At 59.6% G+C, this 17,256-nt stretch carries 16 protein-coding genes; 4 read left to right on the forward strand and 12 right to left on the reverse strand.

Annotated elements, in window-relative coordinates; genetic code table 11:
• Nucleotides 1-939, forward strand: coding sequence for an MlaD family protein (locus tag AD669_RS27605; RefSeq protein ID WP_053125375.1), 939 nt, complete (start codon nucleotides 1-3; stop codon nucleotides 937-939).
• A complete protein-coding gene (locus tag AD669_RS27610) occupies nucleotides 936-1,559 on the forward strand; it encodes an ABC-type transport auxiliary lipoprotein family protein (RefSeq protein WP_053125377.1) in 624 nt (207 codons plus the stop codon). The genes AD669_RS27605 and AD669_RS27610 overlap by 4 nt, the downstream gene beginning before the upstream one ends.
• 120 nt (nucleotides 1,560-1,679) lie before the next feature.
• On the opposite strand, the gene AD669_RS27615 is transcribed toward AD669_RS27610, so the two are convergent.
• The 5 genes from AD669_RS27615 to AD669_RS27630 all read right to left on the reverse strand — a co-directional run bounded on the left by AD669_RS27615 (nucleotide 1,680) and on the right by AD669_RS27630 (nucleotide 6,168).
• Entirely contained in the window at nucleotides 1,680-2,909 is a 1,230-nt protein-coding gene (locus AD669_RS27615) for a nucleoside recognition domain-containing protein (protein ID WP_053125379.1), read from the reverse strand.
• Nucleotides 2,910-3,126: 217 nt separating this feature from the next.
• Complete coding sequence (gene gltP, locus AD669_RS27620) at nucleotides 3,127-4,458, reverse strand: glutamate/aspartate:proton symporter GltP (RefSeq protein ID WP_053125381.1); 1,332 nt, start codon at nucleotides 4,456-4,458, stop codon at nucleotides 3,127-3,129.
• 712 nt (nucleotides 4,459-5,170) lie between these two features.
• On the reverse strand, nucleotides 5,171-5,635 hold the full coding sequence (locus AD669_RS27625; RefSeq protein WP_053125383.1) for an inhibitor of vertebrate lysozyme family protein: 465 nt from the start codon (nucleotides 5,633-5,635) through the stop codon (nucleotides 5,171-5,173).
• Nucleotides 5,636-5,637: 2 nt separating this feature from the next.
• Entirely contained in the window at nucleotides 5,638-5,802 is a 165-nt protein-coding gene (locus AD669_RS28370; RefSeq protein ID WP_003177151.1) for a DUF1328 domain-containing protein, read from the reverse strand.
• Between the two features lie 78 nt (nucleotides 5,803-5,880).
• Nucleotides 5,881-6,168: a hypothetical protein gene (locus tag AD669_RS27630; RefSeq protein WP_053125385.1), complete on the reverse strand. Its 288-nt coding sequence runs from the start codon at nucleotides 6,166-6,168 to the stop codon at nucleotides 5,881-5,883.
• A 430-nt stretch (nucleotides 6,169-6,598) separates the two neighbouring features.
• Between AD669_RS27630 and algB the strand changes: the two genes are divergently transcribed.
• A complete protein-coding gene (algB, locus tag AD669_RS27635) occupies nucleotides 6,599-7,945 on the forward strand; it encodes a sigma-54-dependent response regulator transcription factor AlgB (protein ID WP_053125387.1) in 1,347 nt (448 codons plus the stop codon).
• Nucleotides 7,946-7,955: 10 nt separating this feature from the next.
• On the forward strand, nucleotides 7,956-9,746 hold the full coding sequence (locus AD669_RS27640; protein ID WP_053125389.1) for a KinB sensor domain-containing domain: 1,791 nt from the start codon (nucleotides 7,956-7,958) through the stop codon (nucleotides 9,744-9,746).
• On the opposite strand, the gene AD669_RS27645 is transcribed toward AD669_RS27640, so the two are convergent.
• From AD669_RS27645 to AD669_RS27675, 7 genes are all read right to left on the reverse strand, one after another.
• Complete coding sequence (locus tag AD669_RS27645) at nucleotides 9,743-11,356, reverse strand: EAL domain-containing protein (protein WP_053125390.1); 1,614 nt, start codon at nucleotides 11,354-11,356, stop codon at nucleotides 9,743-9,745. The two genes, AD669_RS27640 and AD669_RS27645, sit on opposite strands and share 4 nt — an antisense overlap.
• A 75-nt stretch (nucleotides 11,357-11,431) precedes the next feature.
• Complete coding sequence (locus tag AD669_RS27650; protein WP_053125391.1) at nucleotides 11,432-12,214, reverse strand: N-acetylmuramoyl-L-alanine amidase; 783 nt, start codon at nucleotides 12,212-12,214, stop codon at nucleotides 11,432-11,434.
• A gap of 101 nt (nucleotides 12,215-12,315) precedes the next feature.
• Nucleotides 12,316-14,340 (reverse strand): diguanylate cyclase, encoded by a 2,025-nt coding sequence (locus AD669_RS27655; protein WP_053125392.1) that lies wholly within the window; start codon nucleotides 14,338-14,340, stop codon nucleotides 12,316-12,318.
• The gene (locus AD669_RS27660) at nucleotides 14,337-15,215 is read right to left on the reverse strand and encodes an endonuclease/exonuclease/phosphatase family protein (protein ID WP_053125394.1); all 879 of its coding nucleotides are present in this window, start codon (nucleotides 15,213-15,215) and stop codon (nucleotides 14,337-14,339) included. The genes AD669_RS27655 and AD669_RS27660 overlap by 4 nt, the downstream gene beginning before the upstream one ends.
• Nucleotides 15,216-15,229: 14 nt before the next feature.
• Nucleotides 15,230-15,871 carry a thiol:disulfide interchange protein DsbA/DsbL gene (locus tag AD669_RS27665; RefSeq protein WP_053125396.1) on the reverse strand — a complete coding sequence of 214 codons (642 nt, stop codon included), beginning with the start codon at nucleotides 15,869-15,871 and terminating at the stop codon, nucleotides 15,230-15,232.
• 265 nt (nucleotides 15,872-16,136) lie between these two features.
• Nucleotides 16,137-16,748 (reverse strand): cytochrome c, encoded by a 612-nt coding sequence (locus AD669_RS27670; RefSeq protein ID WP_008081240.1) that lies wholly within the window; start codon nucleotides 16,746-16,748, stop codon nucleotides 16,137-16,139.
• A 43-nt stretch (nucleotides 16,749-16,791) separates the two neighbouring features.
• The gene (locus tag AD669_RS27675; RefSeq protein WP_053125398.1) at nucleotides 16,792-17,082 is read right to left on the reverse strand and encodes a cytochrome c5 family protein; all 291 of its coding nucleotides are present in this window, start codon (nucleotides 17,080-17,082) and stop codon (nucleotides 16,792-16,794) included.
• Between the last annotated feature and the right edge of the window lie 174 nt (nucleotides 17,083-17,256).

The raw sequence follows: 17,256 nt of genomic DNA on the forward strand, positions 1-17,256 counted from the left end.
ATGGAAACCCGAGCGCATCATGTGTTGATCGGCCTGTTCACCGTGATTGTGGTGGCAGGCGCCCTGCTCTTCGGTCTGTTCCTGGCCAAGTCCAGCGTCGACACCGAATTCAAGGATTACGAAATCGTCTTCAACGAGGCGGTTAGCGGTTTGTCCAAAGGCAGTTCGGTGCAGTACAGCGGGATCAAGGTCGGCGACGTGATCAGCCTGCGCCTCGATCCGCAGGATCCACGCCGGGTGCTGGCGCGAATTCGTCTGGCCGGTGACACCCCGGTCAAAGAAGACACCCAGGCGAAACTGGCGCTGGCCGGGATCACTGGCACGTCGATCATCCAGCTCAGCGGTGGCACGCCGCAGAGCGCGAAACTGCGTGGGCATGACGGTAAGCTGCCGCTGATCGTCGCCTCGCCTTCGCCGATCTCGCGTTTGCTCAATGACAGCAACGATTTGATGACCGGCATCAGCGCGCTGCTGCAGAACGCCAATCAGATGTTTTCCCCAGAGAACGTTGAGCGCGTCAGCAAAACCCTCGCCCACCTTGAGCAGACCACCGGGACGATCAACGATCAGCGCGGCGACATCAAACAGGCGATGCAGCAACTGGCGACGGTCGGCAAACAGGCTGGCAGCATGCTTGAGCAAACTTCGCTGCTGATGCGCAACGCCAACGCCTTGCTCAACGATCAGGGCAAACAAGCGCTGGGCAGCGCCGAGCAGGCGATGAAGTCGCTGGAGCAAAGCACCACGACGATCAGCGCCCTGCTCAACAAAAACGAAAACTCCCTCGACAACGGCATGCAGGGCCTCAATGGCCTGGCCCCGGCGATCCGCGAACTGCGTGAGACGCTGACCTCGCTGCGCGCCATCTCGCAACGCCTTGAGGCCAACCCCAGCGGCTATTTGCTGGGCCGTGACAAGAACAAGGAATTCACGCCATGAAGTTGACTCGCCTCGCCCTCCTCGTTGGCTTCACCTTGATCAGTGCGTGCTCGATCCTGCCCAAGTCCGAACCGTCGGATGTGTATCGCTTGCCAGCCGCACAGGCGCCCGCCTCGACCCGTTCGGCGGCGGCTCAGACCTGGTCGTTACGCTTGAATAAATTGCAGTCCAGCGAAGCGCTGAACCGCTCGAACATTGCGGTGATTCCGCAGGGCGATGTGATCAGCAGTTACAAGGCTTCGCGCTGGAGCGATCCGGCGCCGGTGCTGGTGCGTAATCGCCTGCTCGACGGCTTTCAGCGTGATGGACGGGTGACGTTGCTGAGCACGGATGACAGCAACTTTGCTGCAGATCTGGAACTGGGCGGGAGTTTGCAGGCGTTTCAGACCGAGTATCAGGGCACGCAGGCCAGTGTCGTGGTGCGGGTTGATGCGTTGCTGGTGCGCGGTTATGACCAACGGATTCTCGCCAGTCGCCGCTTTGAAGAGCGCCAGCCGCTGAGAGATGTGCAGGTGCCGGCGGTGGTCGCCGGGTTTGGCCAGGCCAGTGATCGCTTGACCGCGAAAGTCGTGGCCTGGGCCGTCGACCAAGGCCAGAAACTCGCGCCCCCAAAACCCTAAGCCCAACACACAAACCCTGTGGGAGCGAGCTTGCTCGCGAATGCGGTGGGTCATTCAGCGATGATGTTGACTGACCGGACGCATTCGCGAGCAAGCTCGCTCCCACAATGGGATTAGTGGTTAGCCGAAGAACCAGTAGCAGACGAAGATCGCGCCAACTACGCCGGCAAACTCCGCCAGCAACGCACACCCCACCGCATGCCTTGCGCGCTGGATCCCCACCGCGCCGAAATACACCGCCAGCACATAGAACGTCGTTTCGGTACTGCCCTGAATCGTCGCCGCGACCAACGCCGGGAAGCTGTCGACGCCCGAGGTTTTCATCGTCTCGATCAACATCGCCCGTGCCGCACTGCCGGAGAACGGTTTGACCATCGCCGTCGGCAGCGCATCGACAAACCGCGTGTCCCAACCGGCCCATTCGACCAGATGTCGAATACCGTCCAGACCAAAATCCAGCGCCCCGGAAGCACGCAGCACGCCCACCGCGCAGAGCATCGCCACCAGATACGGCAGCAGATTCTTCGCAACGTCGAAACCTTCTTTGGCGCCTTCAACAAACGCTTCGTAAACCTTCACTTTCCTCAACGCGCCGATGATCAGAAACAACATGATCAATCCGAACAGCGTGAGATTGCCGAGGATCGACGACAATCCCGCCAAAGCCGTCGCCGACAGCGTGCCCAGTAACGCCATAAAGCCGCCGAGGATCAGCGCACCGGGAATCAGATATGCCAACACCACCGGATCCCAGATCCGCAGGCGCTGCATGAATGCTACCGAGAGGAAGCCGACAATCGTCGAGCAACTGGTCGCCAGCAGGATCGGCAGGAACACCAGCGTCGGATCCGGCGCGCCTTGCTGGGCGCGGTACATGAAGATCGTCACCGGCAGCAGGGTCAGGGAGGAGGCGTTGAGCACCAGGAAGAGGATTTGCGCGTTACTGGCGATGGTGGCGCTGGGATTGAGCTCCTGCAGCGCCTTCATGGCTTTCAGGCCGATGGGCGTGGCGGCGTTGTCGAGGCCCAAACCGTTGGCGGCGAAGTTCAGGGTGATCAGGCCAAGGGCAGGGTGGCCGGCCGGAACTTCCGGCATCAGCCGCAGAAACAGCGGGCCGAGGACTTTCGCCAACCAGTCGACGATTCCGGCCTTTTCGGCGATGCGCAGGAAGCCCAGCCACAGGGTGAGGGTGCCGAACAGCAGCACCATGACTTCGACCGAGAGCTTGGCCATGGCGAAAATGCTCTCCACCATCGCCGCAAAGATCCCGGCGTTGCCGCCGATCAGCCACTGCGCCAGCGCCGACACGGCTGCCACGATGAAGAAGCCAAGCCACAGGCCATTAAGCATCAGTCAAATCCCCCGAAGAATGCCGCGAATGATAACGGCGTGGCCAGAAACGACAAACCCCGGATTTCTCCGGGGTTTGTTTGTAAGCCTGACTCGGTCACTGTGGGAGCGGGCTTGCTCGCGAAGGCGTCCCGTCAGAAACATCTCTGCTGACTGACCCACCGCATTCGTGAGCAAGCCCACTCCCACAAAAAGCCAATCCCACAGTGTTCAGCAATCAGTTCTTGGAGATTTCGCCCGCTGGCAGTTTGGTCTTGGTGCGCCAGTGTGGCAGGGAGTTCCAGTAGCGCTCGCCCTTGGCGTCGTCGTACATGCCTTCCCAGCGCGAGATAACCAGCACGGCCAGTGCGTTACCGATCACGTTCAGTGCGGTACGGGCCATGTCCATGACGCGGTCGACACCGGCGATGAACGCCAGACCTTCCAGCGGAATACCGACGCTGCCCAAGGTAGCCAGCAGCACCACGAAGGACACGCCCGGTACACCGGCGATGCCTTTGGAGGTGACCATCAGGGTCAGCACCAGCAACAGTTGCTGGCTGATCGACAAGTCGATGCCATACAGCTGCGCGATGAAGATTGCCGCGATCGACTGATACAGAGTCGAGCCGTCGAGGTTGAACGAGTAACCGGTCGGTACCACGAAGCTGCAGATGGCTTTCGGTGCGCCGTAGGCTTCCATCTTCTCGATCACGCGCGGCAGCACGGTTTCCGAAGAAGCGGTGGAGTAGGCCAGCACCAGCTCATCCTTGAAGATGCGCATCAGCTTGAACACCGAGAAACCGAACATCTTGGCGATCAGGCCCAACACCACGAAGGCGAAGAAAGCGATGGCGAAGTAAACCAGGATCACCAGTTTCGCCAGCGGCACCAGCGAGGCGAAACCGAAGTTGGCCACGGTCACCGCGATCAGAGCGAATACGCCGATCGGCGCATAGTTCATGATCATGTGGGTGACTTTGAACATGCTTTCCGAGACGCCCTGGAACATCTTCACCAGCGGCTCGCGCAGATCCGACTGCAGGCTCGACAGACCGAGACCGAACAGTACGGAGAAGAAGATGATCGGCAGCATTTCGCCGCGAGCCATGGCCGCGAAGATGTTCGACGGGATCAGGTTAAGGATGGTCTCGATGAACGCGTGTTCATGCTGTACCTCGGCGGCAGTCGCCTGGTACTTGGAGATGTCCACTGTGCCCAGCGTGCTCATGTCGATGCCGGCACCCGGATGGAACACGTTGGCCAACAGCAAGCCGACAACGATCGCGATGGTCGTGACGATTTCGAAGTAGATGATGGTTTTCAGGCCGATACGCCCGAGTTTCTTGGCGTCGCCCACGCCAGCAATGCCGACGATCAGGGAAGAGATGACGATCGGAATCACGATCATCTTGATCAGACGGATAAAGATATCGCCTGCCGGTTGCAAGACATTGCTGATCCACCAGGCCTTTTCGGCACTGAAGTGGTTGAGCAACGCCCCAATTGCAATCCCCAAAACCAGACCGATGAGGATCTGCCAGGCGAGGCTGAGTTTTGCCTTCTTCATTATCTTTACCCTTACTTGCGTTTGACTCAGGCACATGCAGGAACTGGAACGCTTTTTAGCGGAAAAGTCTGTGCATCTGCCTCCGTATAAGGTGCCCCGAAGCGCGTATTTACGGCTCTCCGGCAGGCGAAAAAAGGCGCAACTATTCCGATGCAAGGTTGCGCCGTCTAATGCCGTAAACGCCTACCCTATGCCGAATCGGCATGAGCTTTTTTAAATGAAACTGGCGTCCCAACCGGTTCGATTGCGACATTTCGGCCGGCATAACTGCCGTGAACCGGCCATCACAGCCTGGGTTGGTGGTTTTTTAATCAGGAAAAATAGACGGAAATTTGAGGAAAAAGCCTACGCAGGAAGACTAGAAGTCCTCTTGAATAGAAGTCTTCTTTCTCGATATACGGTCGCCCGGAAACACCGCGTAATGTTTTCGCGCACAGTCTGGTCGCTAAAAAGCATGAGCAGGTCGCTCTGGATCAATGTTTTGATGGTTTTTTGCTGAGGATGAAGCTCAGCGCAAGTCCGTCGAACCACTGGGGGTTGGCGAACCTGCGTCGCAGCTTTGACGTGCCCTGACCCGGCCCTCTCGCAGGCACTCCCTGTACCCGTAGGTCACTCCGACCCTGTAACAGTCAGAACGTCCCGGCCCCTTGGTCATGCGCCGAGCCTCCTCGGCTCGGTGCAAAGGAAGGCAGCAGGGCTGCTGCCTTCATGTTCAATACCAGTTCGGATCTTTCTTCAGGGTTTCCATCAGCAGATCCTGCATGCCTTGATCGGGTTTGCCGAGGAAGCGGTAAGTGGCATGTCGCGTGGGCGACTTGTCGGCCGGCAGTCCTTCGGGCACATCGACGAGCATGGCGTATGCATCTTTCTTGTCGAAACTGAACGCGACGATCAAGCGGTGGTTCAGGCACTTGTCCTGCGATTCGCAGAGCGGCCCGACCAGGTACTTGTCGCCATCTTCGGTGACGGCATTCATCTGTTGGTCAGGTGTACCGGAGAGGTTCATCACCCATTCCGGCAGGCGCTCTTCCTTCTTCACCACGCCTTCCCACGTTTCCCGATACTGCGGGTCGGAACTAAGCAGTTCGTTGACCCGCGTCTGGCCGTCGTTGGCCGCCATCGCCATGGCACTACCGCCCAGAAGCAGGGCGGCTGCCAATGCTTTTAAAGCATTCATCGTTAACCTCGGCCGCGACGGCCAAAGAAGAAGGAAGCGATGAACATCACCAGGAACACGACAAAGAGAATCTTGGCGATACCCGTGGCGGTGCCCGCGATACCACCGAAGCCCAGTACTGCAGCGATGATGGCAATGATCAAGAATGTAATTGCCCAGCTCAACATGGTGATTCTCCTTACTTCTCTATTTAGGGGTGTGGCGTGTTCCGGCGCTGCGCGCCCGAATTTGTAAAATCAGATCGATCAGAAAACCCAGCGCTCTTCGCGTGGCAGCTGATCCAGTGGCTCCGCCTGGTCGACTGACATCATGCGCATCGGCGCGCTGTCTTCCTGGGCGCTGCTGACAGCGCTGAAATGGCTCTGTGTCGCGTGCTGCATCGAGATCAGCGGTGCCTCTGGCTGCTGGGCGTTTTCCCAGCGCAGGTATTGCTGGCAAGCGATCAGGGTGATCAGCAGCGCAAGTACGCCAAACAGACCTTGCTGGATATGCAGTGGCGAGATACGCACTTGGGCGGCACGTTGGCGAGTCATCCTGGGTTCCTCACTCTCTTATTCGGTTAGGGCAGATCTGATCTGCCCGGGCTGATAGAGATATTGCAGACTGCATGCCAGTTTTTTAGTTGATTAAAAAACCAATAAAAACAATAGGTTACGATCGATCTGAAAATCTTTCGCGACGCATCCTGCACGATGGCTCTTCCACGGTCGTGCAAACCGCACGATTATTTCGTAGGAGAATTCATTCTTATGGAATTGAGTGGAGGTCTTGGATGTCAGAAAAGGACGCAGGGAATCCCCTGCAAATCGCTGTTTGTTTAAAAAATCAACAAAATCAACGTATTGGCCCTGAAGGCTGGAGAGAGCTACCCTCCTATGGCTCGCATCGTTCAGAATCAACCATGCAACTTGCCCGATTTTTCCGGGACTAACCCAAGACCAATCTTTATGGAGCGTAGGAAAAATGGAATCTGCCACTGAGCAACAAGGCCGCATTCTGCTGGTGGATGATGAATCCGCCATCCTGCGAACCTTCCGTTATTGCCTCGAAGACGAAGGCTATACGGTGGCCACGGCCAACAGCGCCGCTCAGGCCGACGCGCTGCTGCAACGCCAGGTCTTCGACTTGTGCTTCCTCGATTTGCGTCTGGGTGAAGACAACGGCCTCGATGTACTCGCGCAAATGCGCATTCAGGCGCCGTGGATGCGCGTGGTGATCGTCACCGCGCATTCGGCTGTTGATACCGCTGTGGACGCGATCCAGGCCGGTGCTGCCGACTATCTGGTCAAACCGTGCAGCCCTGATCAGTTGCGTCTGGCCACCGCCAAACAACTGGAAGTGCGCCAATTGTCGGCGCGCCTCGAAGCCCTCGAAGGCGAGATCCGCAAGCCAAAGGACGGGCTCGATTCCCACAGCCCGGCGATGAAAGTCGTACTGGAAACTGCACGTCAGGTCGCGGGCACCGACGCCAACATTCTTATCCTCGGCGAGTCCGGTACCGGTAAAGGTGAACTGGCTCGCGCCATTCACGGCTGGAGCAAACGCGAGAAGAAATCCTGCGTCACCATCAACTGCCCGTCGCTGACCGCGGAATTGATGGAAAGCGAGCTGTTCGGTCACAGTCGCGGCGCGTTTACCGGTGCCAGTGAAAGCACGCTGGGTCGCGTCAATCAAGCTGACGGCGGCACGCTGTTTCTCGACGAGATCGGCGATTTTCCACTGACGTTGCAACCAAAATTGCTACGTTTTATTCAAGACAAGGAATACGAGCGGGTAGGGGATCCGGTTACCCGTCGCGCCGATGTACGAATTCTCGCGGCGACCAACCTCAATCTGGAAGACATGGTGCGCGACGGTCGCTTCCGTGAAGACCTGCTCTATCGCCTCAACGTCATTACCCTGCACTTGCCGCCGCTGCGTGAGCGCGCCGAGGACATCCTGACCTTGGCCGATCGCTTCCTGGCGCGCTTCGTTAAAGAGTACGCGCGTCCTGCACGCGGTTTCAGCGACGAGGCCCGTGAAGCACTGCTGGGTTACCGCTGGCCGGGCAACATTCGTGAACTGCGCAACGTGGTCGAGCGGGCAAGCATCATCTGCCCGCAGGAACGCGTGGAAATCAGCCACCTCGGCATGGCCGAGCAGCCAGCCAACAACGCACCACGGGTTGGCGCCGCGCTGAGCCTGGATGAGTTGGAAAAAGCCCACATCGGCGCGGTTCTCGCCACCGCCGGCACCTTGGATCAAGCAGCGAAAACCCTCGGCATCGACGCCTCGACCCTGTATCGCAAGCGCAAGCAGTACAACCTGTGAGTGCCGGGCGATGAAACTGGCGATGAAGTTGCGCACACGGTTGTTCCTGAGCATTTCCGCCTTGATCACCGTGGCGTTGCTCGGGCTTCTGCTCGGGCTGGTCAGCGTGATGCAGATGGCCGGCTCGCAGGAAGCGCTGTTGCGCAACAACTTCGTCACCCTTGATCTGGGCCTGAAGATGCGGCAAACGCTGGGTGATCAACTGATCCTCATGTTGGCCGAAAAGCCGGATGACGCCGCGTTCGAAGCGTCCAAACAGCATTACTTCGAGCTGCTCGATGAAGGCATCGCCCAGGAACGCGGTGACGATGATCGCCAGTACGGTTTCAGCCAGGCCAAAGCGGATTACATAAGTTTTCTGCAGGCGTTTGACCTGTCCCGTGACCCGGCGACCGCGTTGAGCAGCAATGCCAACTTCAGGGAACGCTTCAATGCGCTGCGCAACGGTTTGATCACCGAGCACAAGCATGCGCTGGACAACATTAATGCCGTGCAACACGCCGCCCGCGAACGGGCGTTGCTGGTTGCCGGCCTGCTGGGGCTGGTCGGGCTGGCGGTGTTGATCATTGGTTTCGTCACCGCTCACGGCATTGCGCGACGCTTCGGTGCGCCAATCGAAGTGTTGGCGAAAGCCGCCGACAACATCGGGCAGGGCAACTTTGAAGTGACCCTGCCGATTTCCTCGGCGATGGAAGTGAACCTGTTGTCCCGGCGTTTCGGGCTGATGGCCGAAGCACTGCGCGAACATCAAGCGACCAACGTCGACGAGTTGCTCGCCGGTCAGCAACGTTTGCAGGCGGTGCTCGACAGCATCGACGACGGCTTGTTGATGATCGACCGCCAAGGCCATCTGGAACACCTCAACCCGGTGGCGCAGCGCCAATTGGGCTGGGAGGACGATCGTCTCGGCCAAGGCCTCGGCACCGCGCTCGGAAGGCCTGAGCTGGACGCTCAGCTGCAACTGGTGCTGCGCGGCGGCACGCTGGAGCGCGCACCGGAAGATTTGAGTATCGAGGTCGATGGCGAATCGCGTCTGCTGACATACAGCCTGACACCGGTCAGCCACACCCAAGGGCATATCCTCGGCGCGGTGATGGTGCTGCACGACGTCACCGAGCAGCGTGCGTTCGAGCGGGTGCGCAGTGAGTTCGTCTTGCGCGCTTCCCACGAATTGCGCACGCCGGTCACCGGCATGCACATGGCGTTCGGCCTGTTCCGCGAACGGGCGAAATTTCCGCCGGAGTCGCGCGAGGCTGATCTGCTCGACACCGTGAACGAAGAAATGCAGCGCCTGATGCAGTTGATCAACGACTTGCTCAACTTTTCGCGCTACCAGAACGGTTTGCAGAAACTCACGCTGGCACCATGCTCAATCGAAGATTTGCTCGAGCAGGCGCAGCTGCGGTTCGCCGATTCAGCGGCGGCGAAGGGCATTGCCCTCAATGTCGAGTTGCAAGGCCCGTTGCCGCGTTTGCAAGCCGATCAGGCGCAACTCGATCGCGTGCTCGACAACCTGATCGACAACGCCTTGCGCCATACCGCCCGCGACGGCCAGATCCGTTTGCAGGCCCGTCGGCATGGCGAGCGGGTGATCATCAGCGTCGAAGACAACGGCGAAGGGATTGCCTACGGCCAGCAGGGGCGGATCTTCGAACCGTTCGTGCAGGTCGGGCGCAAGAAGGGCGGCGCCGGGCTTGGTCTGGCGCTGTGCAAGGAAATCGTGCAGTTACATGGCGGGCGCATGGGCGTGTATTCGCGGCCGGGGCAGGGCACGCAGTTCTACATGGCGTTGGCAGTCTAGGCTTCGTCGTCCATGCGACGGCCAGCGAGTCGTCGGCCTCGGGTGATCAGTTCGATAAACTGCACCGCGCTCAAGGCATGGGCGAACAGCCAGCCCTGACCAAATTTCACTCCTTCGCTGCTGAGCAACTCGGCTTGCGATTCCAGTTCAATGCCTTCGGCAATCACCTTCAGATCCAGTGCCTGCGCCATGTGAATGATGTGCGGGGCAACGCCGCTGCTGGCGGCGTCATGGCCGAGCGCGTCGATAAAGGCTTTGTCGATTTTCAGGCAGTCCACCGGCAGGGTTTGCAGGTAGGCGAGGCTGCAATAGCCGGTGCCGAAATCGTCGATCAGCACTTGGTGCCCGACGTCGCGCAGGGCTTGCAGATTTTCCCGCGCGACCACCACATCGATCAAACCACGTTCAGTCACTTCGAAGGCAATCTGCCGCGCGGCCACCCGATGCAATGTCAGCAGGCGCGCCATGACCTGGCCGATGCGCGGCACCATCACATCGCACGCTGCGAGGTTCACCGAGATGTACAGCTGTGGGTTGGCGCGCAGGAGCTGACCGAGTTGCTCCAGCAAACGCTGGAGAACGAAGTCGGTCATCTGCCTGATCTGCCCAGTGTTCTCCGCCATCGGGATAAACAGGTCAGGGCTGGTCAGCGTGCCGTCCGGGCGCCGCCAACGCAGCAAGGCTTCAGCGCCGACGCAGTTGCGACTGTCGAGGTCGAAGATCGGCTGATAGAGCACCTGCAACTCGCCACGGCGAATCGCGCCGTGCAGCTCGGCGTCTATCGACTGACGCTGGCGCACCAGCAAAAACACCAGGAACCCGGCCAGTGCGCCGAGCAAGAGGCAGGCTGGCACCATCCACCACCAGACGGCGGGAATGTGCATGCCGCTGCGCGGCGAGATCAGCACCAGTTGATATTCCGGGTTGTCGGTGGGCATGCGGTAGACAAGGCGAGTTTGCGTGACTTGCAGCGCCTCGCGGTTTTTCGGTGGCCAGTGCTCGGTTGGCGGCCAGGCCTGCTCTGTGCCGAGTACCGGAATTGCCCGCGTGCCGTGATCGAGCACCACCAGCAGGCTGCTGCCGGGCGACAGGTCGACCATGTCGGTCAAATGTCCGCGCGAAGTGGCCACGCGAAAATTGCCGCGCCCGAGCATAAGCGCCGCACGGTTTTCATCGGGCTCGGTGGTGGTGTTCAGCCAATAGCTGTAGGTCGGGCCTTTGATGTCGGGTTGGCGAGCAACCGTCAAACCTTCCTGACGCGGACGGTTGGAACAGGTTCGGGTGCCATCGCTGTAGGCGGCTTCATAGACGAAGCGATAGTTGAAGGTGACTTGCTGCAGGGTGGCAATCATGTCGCCGTTACAACTGCGCAACGGCTGTGCTTCGAGGTCGTCGAGACTTTCACGCAACTGGCCGAACAATTGTTCGAGGCGGGCGAGGAAACGTTCGCCTTGCGCGTTCATTTCCCGGCTTTCGCTTTGCTCGACCTGATGCATCGCAAAGAACATACCGCCGGCGATCAGCAGGCTGGCACTGAGGACAGCCGCGATCGTCGCCAAAAACCAGGGGCGATAAAACCAGCTTCGCAGCGTCTCTCGGTTAGCAACCATATGGAATATCCGAAGAATTACCAATGAGTTATAGCTGCTGATTGCGATTTCGCCCTGACCGTCGGGCGGGCGTCATTATTTTGTCTGATTAAGTACCAACAACAACGCTGCCGTTTGCGCGTCCGGGGTGCCATCGAAGCGCGAAGGGCGGTAGTGCATCTGGAATGCGGCGAGGACGTGACGGGTGGCGACGTCGAGTTCGCCGGTCTGCGGTGTGTCGTAACCAAGGTGCGCAAGTTGCCCCTGGAACCAGCTGATGCTTGGCAGTTCGCCGCTGTTGAACAGCGCCTCCTGGCGAGCCACCGCTTGTTCATTGGGCCACAGGCCAAGGCCTTCGGCCGCCAGACGCTTCCACGGGAACAGCGGGCCCGGATCGAGTTTGCGCAACGGCGCGATGTCGCTGTGGCCGATGATGTGGCGCGGGCTGATGCCGTTGCGTTTGCTGATGTCTTTGAGCAGGGCGATCAGCCCTTGGATCTGCGCTTCGCTGTACGGATACCAGAGGCGGCCGGTTGGCGTGTCTTTGAAGCCCGGGTTAACGATTTCGATGCCGATCGAGCTGGAGTTGAGCCAGGTGCGGCCCTGCCATTGGCTTTCGCCGGCGTGCCAGGCGCGCTGGTTTTCATCCATCAGCTTGTAGACGGTCGCGTTCTTGTCATCGCTGATCAGGTAATGGCTGCTGACTTCGCCGTGGGTCAGCAATTGCAGCGAACGCTCCAGCGAAGCCGAGGTGTAATGGACGATCACGAACTGAATGCGGCTGTCGTAATTGGCCGAAGGGTGGCTGGTGTCGTAACGCGGGGCGCTGGCACAACCGGCCAGAACGAGCAGCGACGCGAGGAGGGAAAAAAAATTCATGGCTGAGGGCAATACACGCAAGACAGTAATGCAACAGTGTAACGTACTGCCTTGCGTCTCGACGGTCAGCGGGCGGATTTAAACAAAATGGAACAAATTGCTCAGCCGAGCTCGACCCGATTGCGTCCTGCGTTTTTCGCCCGGTACAGCGCCTGATCGGCTCTTTTCAGCACCAGATCGCTGTGTTCTCCAGCCTTGAACGATGCCAGTCCCATGGAAATGGTGATGGTCACGCGTTCGCCCTTGAAGTGGAACGGGCAGGCCTCGATCGCTGCGCGCAGCGTTTCCAACAGTTTCGCGCCGAGCGCTGGCGGCGTAGCCGGCAGCAACAGCACAAACTCTTCACCGCCAAAACGGGCAATGAAATCGGAAGCGCGCAGGCGTTTGCGCAACACAGTGGCGATGATCTTCAGCACCTTGTCGCCGGCCAAGTGGCCGTAGTTGTCGTTGATGCGCTTGAAGTGATCGAGATCGAGCATCGCCAGGCTCAGGGTGTTGCCGTGCTGCTGCCACTGCTTGATTTCATGCTCAAGGCGTTCGCTCCACGCGGCGCGGTTGGGCAGACCGGTGAGCGGGTCGATCAGGGCTTTCTGGCGTTGTTCCTCAAGGTGTTCGCGGAAGCCTTGGGCTTCCTGTTCCATGTGCGCCACGCGCTCGGACAGGCCTTTGAGCCGCGTCGCCACTTCCTGCTCGCGGGCGTCGCGCTGCTTCTGGTGCTGATCCATGGTGCCGAGCAGGCCTTCCAGATGATTCTCCAGCACTTGCTTGAGGTCATCCAGATCCGCCGCCTCCTGCACGCTGGTCTGCAAACCGTCGACCTGCTCACGGATTTGCGTGTCCATCGCCCGCGCCGCCGAGCTGTTATCGGCATGGCCGTCACTGGCGGCTTGCAGATTGCTCTGGAACGCTTCAAGGCGTTCGTTGAGTTGTTGCAGATAGGCTTCGAATTCGTGCTGGCCGCTGTCGGTGATCGCCAGCATCAAAGTCGCCAGATCATCGAGGATCGGGATCAGTTCGTACCAGTTCAGACCGTGCTTGAGCCGCTCGCGCATCGCCTCGGCTTGCGGGCGATGGCGTTCGGGCAGGGTCAGGTCGTCGAGCAGGCCGATCAGGGTGTCTTCGATGTGTTTGGCCACGGAGCTGTAGGACGGCTCCGGGGTGTCCGGCAGAGAAAAAAGAATGTCTTGCTCGGGTTGTTCCGGGTCGATCGCGGCCAGTGCCTGGGCGATGGGTTCGGGCAGCGGCAGGCTGTCGAGGATCAGCTGGGACGGATCGCTGTGGTGGATCAGTTCGTCGGGGTTGAAGGCAACGTGGGGGGCAGGGGCGGCAATGACCTGCGGTTCCGGCTCGACGGCGATGACTTCGGCTGGAGCGCTGACGGCTTCGCTGGCGACGGTTGGCGGTACGAAGGCGAAGACGTCCGGTTCTGCCTGAATCGCCGTAGCGGGTGTTTCAGTGATCGCAACGCAAGGGGCTTCCTGGATCGGAGGCGCAGCTTTTACCGGTTCAATGGTTGCGGTAGGCGCAATCGGCTCGGGTGCAGCGACCGGTTGAGCAACCTGAACCGGGGCGGGCGCTTCTGTTGCCGGCGCTTCATCGCTGTCACGACCACCAAACAGACGCTGCAACAATCCCGGCCGCTCAGGTTCAGCAGGCGCGTCCAGCTGACTCAACGCTTTACCCTGCAAACCACTGAGCTCACTCAGCAGCAACGGCATCTCCCGCGCCGAACCGACGCGGCCATCCAGTTGCTTGGCGAATTTTTTCAACGGTTGCGCGACTTCGCGAGGCAGCGGCAAGGCTTGCAGTTGCGTCACCAGCGCTGTCAGCGCGGTGCTGACCTGATCGATGCGGGTTTCGCGGCGTTGCTCGGAGTCGAGCACGGCTTTTTCCAGACGCGGCAGCAGGGCGGCGAGGCCGGCGTCCATGTCGTCGGTGCGCACCACGTCGCGCATCTCTTTCATGCACTGATCAACGACCTTGTCGGTGCCTTCAGCCGCCAATGTGCTACGCACCAGCCCGCGCCGCAGCAGGTCGAGCCTGGCGGCCCAGCGGCGTTCGAGTTTGTCCTGTTGTTCGATGCTTTTGAGGTATTTCTCTTTCCAGCGCTGGGCTTCGTCGCTCATTCAGGGGTTCCGCGAGGGGCAGGACTCAACGCGGGCAATGCATCAGCCGTGAGCGAACCCGGCAGACGAATCTCTACCGCGACCGGCAGGTGATCGGAAATGGGATGCGCCAGCACTTCGACCTTTTCCAGGGTCAGGGTCGGGCTGAGCAAAATATGATCAAGGCAACGCTGAGGACGCCAGCTGGGGAATGTCGCTTCCACCTGCGGGGCCAGCAGGCCGAGATCGCGTAACGGAGAATGTTGTAGCAGATCGCTGGCGTGGGTGTTCATGTCGCCCATCAACACCTGGTGTTTGTAGCCACCGATCAGTTCACGAATATAGGCCAGTTGCAGGCTGCGGGTTCGCGCGCCGAGGGCCAGATGCATCATCACCACCACCAGCGCTTCCGGGCCTTCGCCGAAACGCAGCAGAATTGCGCCGCGACCTTTCGGGCCGGGCAGCGGGTGATCTTCAATCGCCGACGGCTTCAGACGACTGAGCACGCCATTGCTGTGCTGGGCCAGTCGGCCAAGGTTGCGATTGAGTTGTTGATACCAGTAAGGGAAGGCGCCGAGCTGGGCCAGGTGTTCGACCTGATTGACGTAACCCGAACGCAGGCTGCCGCCATCGGCTTCCTGCAAGGCGACCAGATCGAAGTCGCCGAGCAAGTCGCCGATCTTTTGCAGATTGCCTGAGCGACCGTTGTGCGGCAGCAGGTGCTGCCAGCTACGGGTCAGGTAATGCCGATAGCGCTCGGTGCTGATGCCCACCTGGATATTGAAACTGAGCAGGCGCAGACGTTGGTCTGCGGGCAGGCCCGTGGACTCCAGGTGATGCTCGTTGACCTGCGGATCATGCAGGCCAACGATGCGTTCAGACTTCCAGCGGCGCATGGCGGGGGCGGCGCTTAGTTGGCTGCAGCCTTGGTTGCCGCTCGCTCTTTGGCGACCAGTTGGTCAGCCAGTTGCAGCGCTTGTTCGGCACCACCGGCAGAGCCGATGTCAAAGCGGTACTTGCCGTTGACGATCATTGTTGGAACGCCAGTGATTTCATACTTCTTGGCCAGTTCGCGAGCTTTTACGATCTGACCTTTGATGGCGAACGAGTCGAAAGTGGCGAGGAACTTGTCCTTGTCCACGCCTTGAGTGGCGAGGAAGTCAGCCATGTCGTTCTTGTCGGTCAGCTTCTTGTGTTGTTTCTGGATGGCTTCGAAAACCGCCGCGTGAACCTTGTGCTCGACACCCATGGCTTCCAGGGTCAGGAACATTTGGCCGTGAGCGTCCCACGGGCCGCCGAACATCGCCGGGATACGTACGAAGTTGACGTCGGACGGCAGTTTTTCAACCCACGGGTTGATCACTGGCTCAAAGGCGTAGCAGTGCGGGCAGCCGTACCAGAACAGCTCGACCACTTCGATCTTGCCAGGCTCTGCAACCGGTACCGGGTTGGCCAGTTCCACGTAAGGGGCGGCTGGGGCTTCGGCGGCTTGGGCGGTGACGCCGAACAGGCTGGCAGCGACGAGAGCGGCGCTGATGATCAGATTACGCATGCTTTACTCCTGGACAATTTTGGTCGCCTCGCGCGACCTGTTTTCAGACAGATCCTGGCGGGCATGAGTTCTGTAGTGTAACGGCAGCGGCCACAAAAAAGGGCGGCCAAAGCCACCCTTTTTATACTTGCTGCGACGGATTAATCGAGCGTTAACATTGCCGGAGATATCAACGCCTGCAATGAATCACGCAACCCCCCCGTAGGAGCTGCCGAAGGCTGCGATCTTTTGATCTTCAGCCTTCATCCAACGCTCGCCCCGGCGCTTAGTGCAGACCCTGAATGTAGCTGGAGACCGCTGCGATATCTTCGTCGCTCAAGCGCTTGGCGATGGTCTGCATGGTCATGGTGTCGCCGTCGTTGGTACGGCCGCCTTCTTCCTTGCGGAAATCGGTCAGCTGCTTGGCGATGTATTGAGCGTGTTGGCCACCCAGGTGCGGGAAGCCGGCAGCGGCGTTGCCAGCGCCATTCGGCGAGTGGCAACCGGTGCAGGCTGGCAGGCCTTTGGCGAGGTTGCCGCCACGGAACAGCGCTTCACCGCGAGCGACGATCTTCGGATCGGCGGCGCCGACGCTGCCTTTCTGGCTGGCGAAGTAGGCGGCGATGTCGGCCAGATCCTGATCGCTCAGGTTGGTCAGCAGCCCGGTCATTTCCAGAACGGTGCGCTTGCCCGATTTGATGTCGTGCAGTTGCTTGGTCAGGTAGCGTTCACCTTGACCGGCCAGTTTTGGAAAGTTTGGCGCCATGCTGTTGCCGTCCGGGCCATGGCAGGCTCCGCAAACGGCCGCTTTTGCCTGGCCCGCTGCGGCATCACCGGCAGCATGGGCGAAGCCTGAGATTCCCACGGTCAACAGCAGACTCACGATCAATTTGTTCATCAGCTAATCCAACTACGGCTAAGGGTTAAGTTATGGACCGGGTTTACTCGCTCATCCAAAGGATGATGGCTTGGTAATCCTCGGCACTGCAGTCCATGCACAAACCACGCGGCGGCATCGCCTTGAAACCCTGGGTCACGTGTTGCACCAGCGTCTCCATACCTTTCGCCAACCTCGGCGTCCAAGCTTCCTGATCGCCTCTTTTGGGCGCCATGGGTAGTTGGCCGGAATGACAGGCACCACAAACACGGTTGTACACAGCTTCCGGATCCTGTGTAGCCTGTGCGCTGTAAAGCGGCATCAAGACTCCGGCAGCCAGCAGCCATTTCGTCATAAAACGACCTTTTCAGGGTTGAGAGCGTTCTGCGTTCTAATGCGCAATCAAAGTCTGTCGCTCTCGTGAACTTCATCCTTCGCTGGGACAAAGCACACACAAAATCTGCGGCATTATATACTGGCGTCACTGAAACGGAAGCGACACCGCGTTCCGCGCCCAATCCCGGCGCCG

The organism is Pseudomonas sp. P1.31 (genome assembly GCF_001269815.1).
Lineage (GTDB): Bacteria > Pseudomonadota > Gammaproteobacteria > Pseudomonadales > Pseudomonadaceae > Aquipseudomonas > Aquipseudomonas rustica.

Bases quoted from the DNA above. Each gene is read 5' to 3' on its own strand.
- AD669_RS27605 (WP_053125375.1), top strand. From the start codon at position 1: ATGGAAACCCGAGCGCATCATGTGTTGATCGGCCTGTTCACCGTGATT.
- AD669_RS27610 (WP_053125377.1), top strand. From the start codon at position 936: ATGAAGTTGACTCGCCTCGCCCTCCTCGTTGGCTTCACCTTGATCAGT.
- AD669_RS27615 (WP_053125379.1), bottom strand. From the start codon at position 2,909: ATGCTTAATGGCCTGTGGCTTGGCTTCTTCATCGTGGCAGCCGTGTCG.
- gltP (WP_053125381.1), bottom strand. From the start codon at position 4,458: ATGAAGAAGGCAAAACTCAGCCTCGCCTGGCAGATCCTCATCGGTCTG.
- AD669_RS27625 (WP_053125383.1), bottom strand. From the start codon at position 5,635: ATGAATGCTTTAAAAGCATTGGCAGCCGCCCTGCTTCTGGGCGGTAGT.
- AD669_RS28370 (WP_003177151.1), bottom strand. From the start codon at position 5,802: ATGTTGAGCTGGGCAATTACATTCTTGATCATTGCCATCATCGCTGCA.
- AD669_RS27630 (WP_053125385.1), bottom strand. From the start codon at position 6,168: ATGACTCGCCAACGTGCCGCCCAAGTGCGTATCTCGCCACTGCATATC.
- algB (WP_053125387.1), top strand. From the start codon at position 6,599: ATGGAATCTGCCACTGAGCAACAAGGCCGCATTCTGCTGGTGGATGAT.
- AD669_RS27640 (WP_053125389.1), top strand. From the start codon at position 7,956: ATGAAACTGGCGATGAAGTTGCGCACACGGTTGTTCCTGAGCATTTCC.
- AD669_RS27645 (WP_053125390.1), bottom strand. From the start codon at position 11,356: ATGGTTGCTAACCGAGAGACGCTGCGAAGCTGGTTTTATCGCCCCTGG.
- AD669_RS27650 (WP_053125391.1), bottom strand. From the start codon at position 12,214: ATGAATTTTTTTTCCCTCCTCGCGTCGCTGCTCGTTCTGGCCGGTTGT.
- AD669_RS27655 (WP_053125392.1), bottom strand. From the start codon at position 14,340: ATGAGCGACGAAGCCCAGCGCTGGAAAGAGAAATACCTCAAAAGCATC.
- AD669_RS27660 (WP_053125394.1), bottom strand. From the start codon at position 15,215: ATGCGCCGCTGGAAGTCTGAACGCATCGTTGGCCTGCATGATCCGCAG.
- AD669_RS27665 (WP_053125396.1), bottom strand. From the start codon at position 15,871: ATGCGTAATCTGATCATCAGCGCCGCTCTCGTCGCTGCCAGCCTGTTC.
- AD669_RS27670 (WP_008081240.1), bottom strand. From the start codon at position 16,748: ATGAACAAATTGATCGTGAGTCTGCTGTTGACCGTGGGAATCTCAGGC.
- AD669_RS27675 (WP_053125398.1), bottom strand. From the start codon at position 17,082: ATGACGAAATGGCTGCTGGCTGCCGGAGTCTTGATGCCGCTTTACAGC.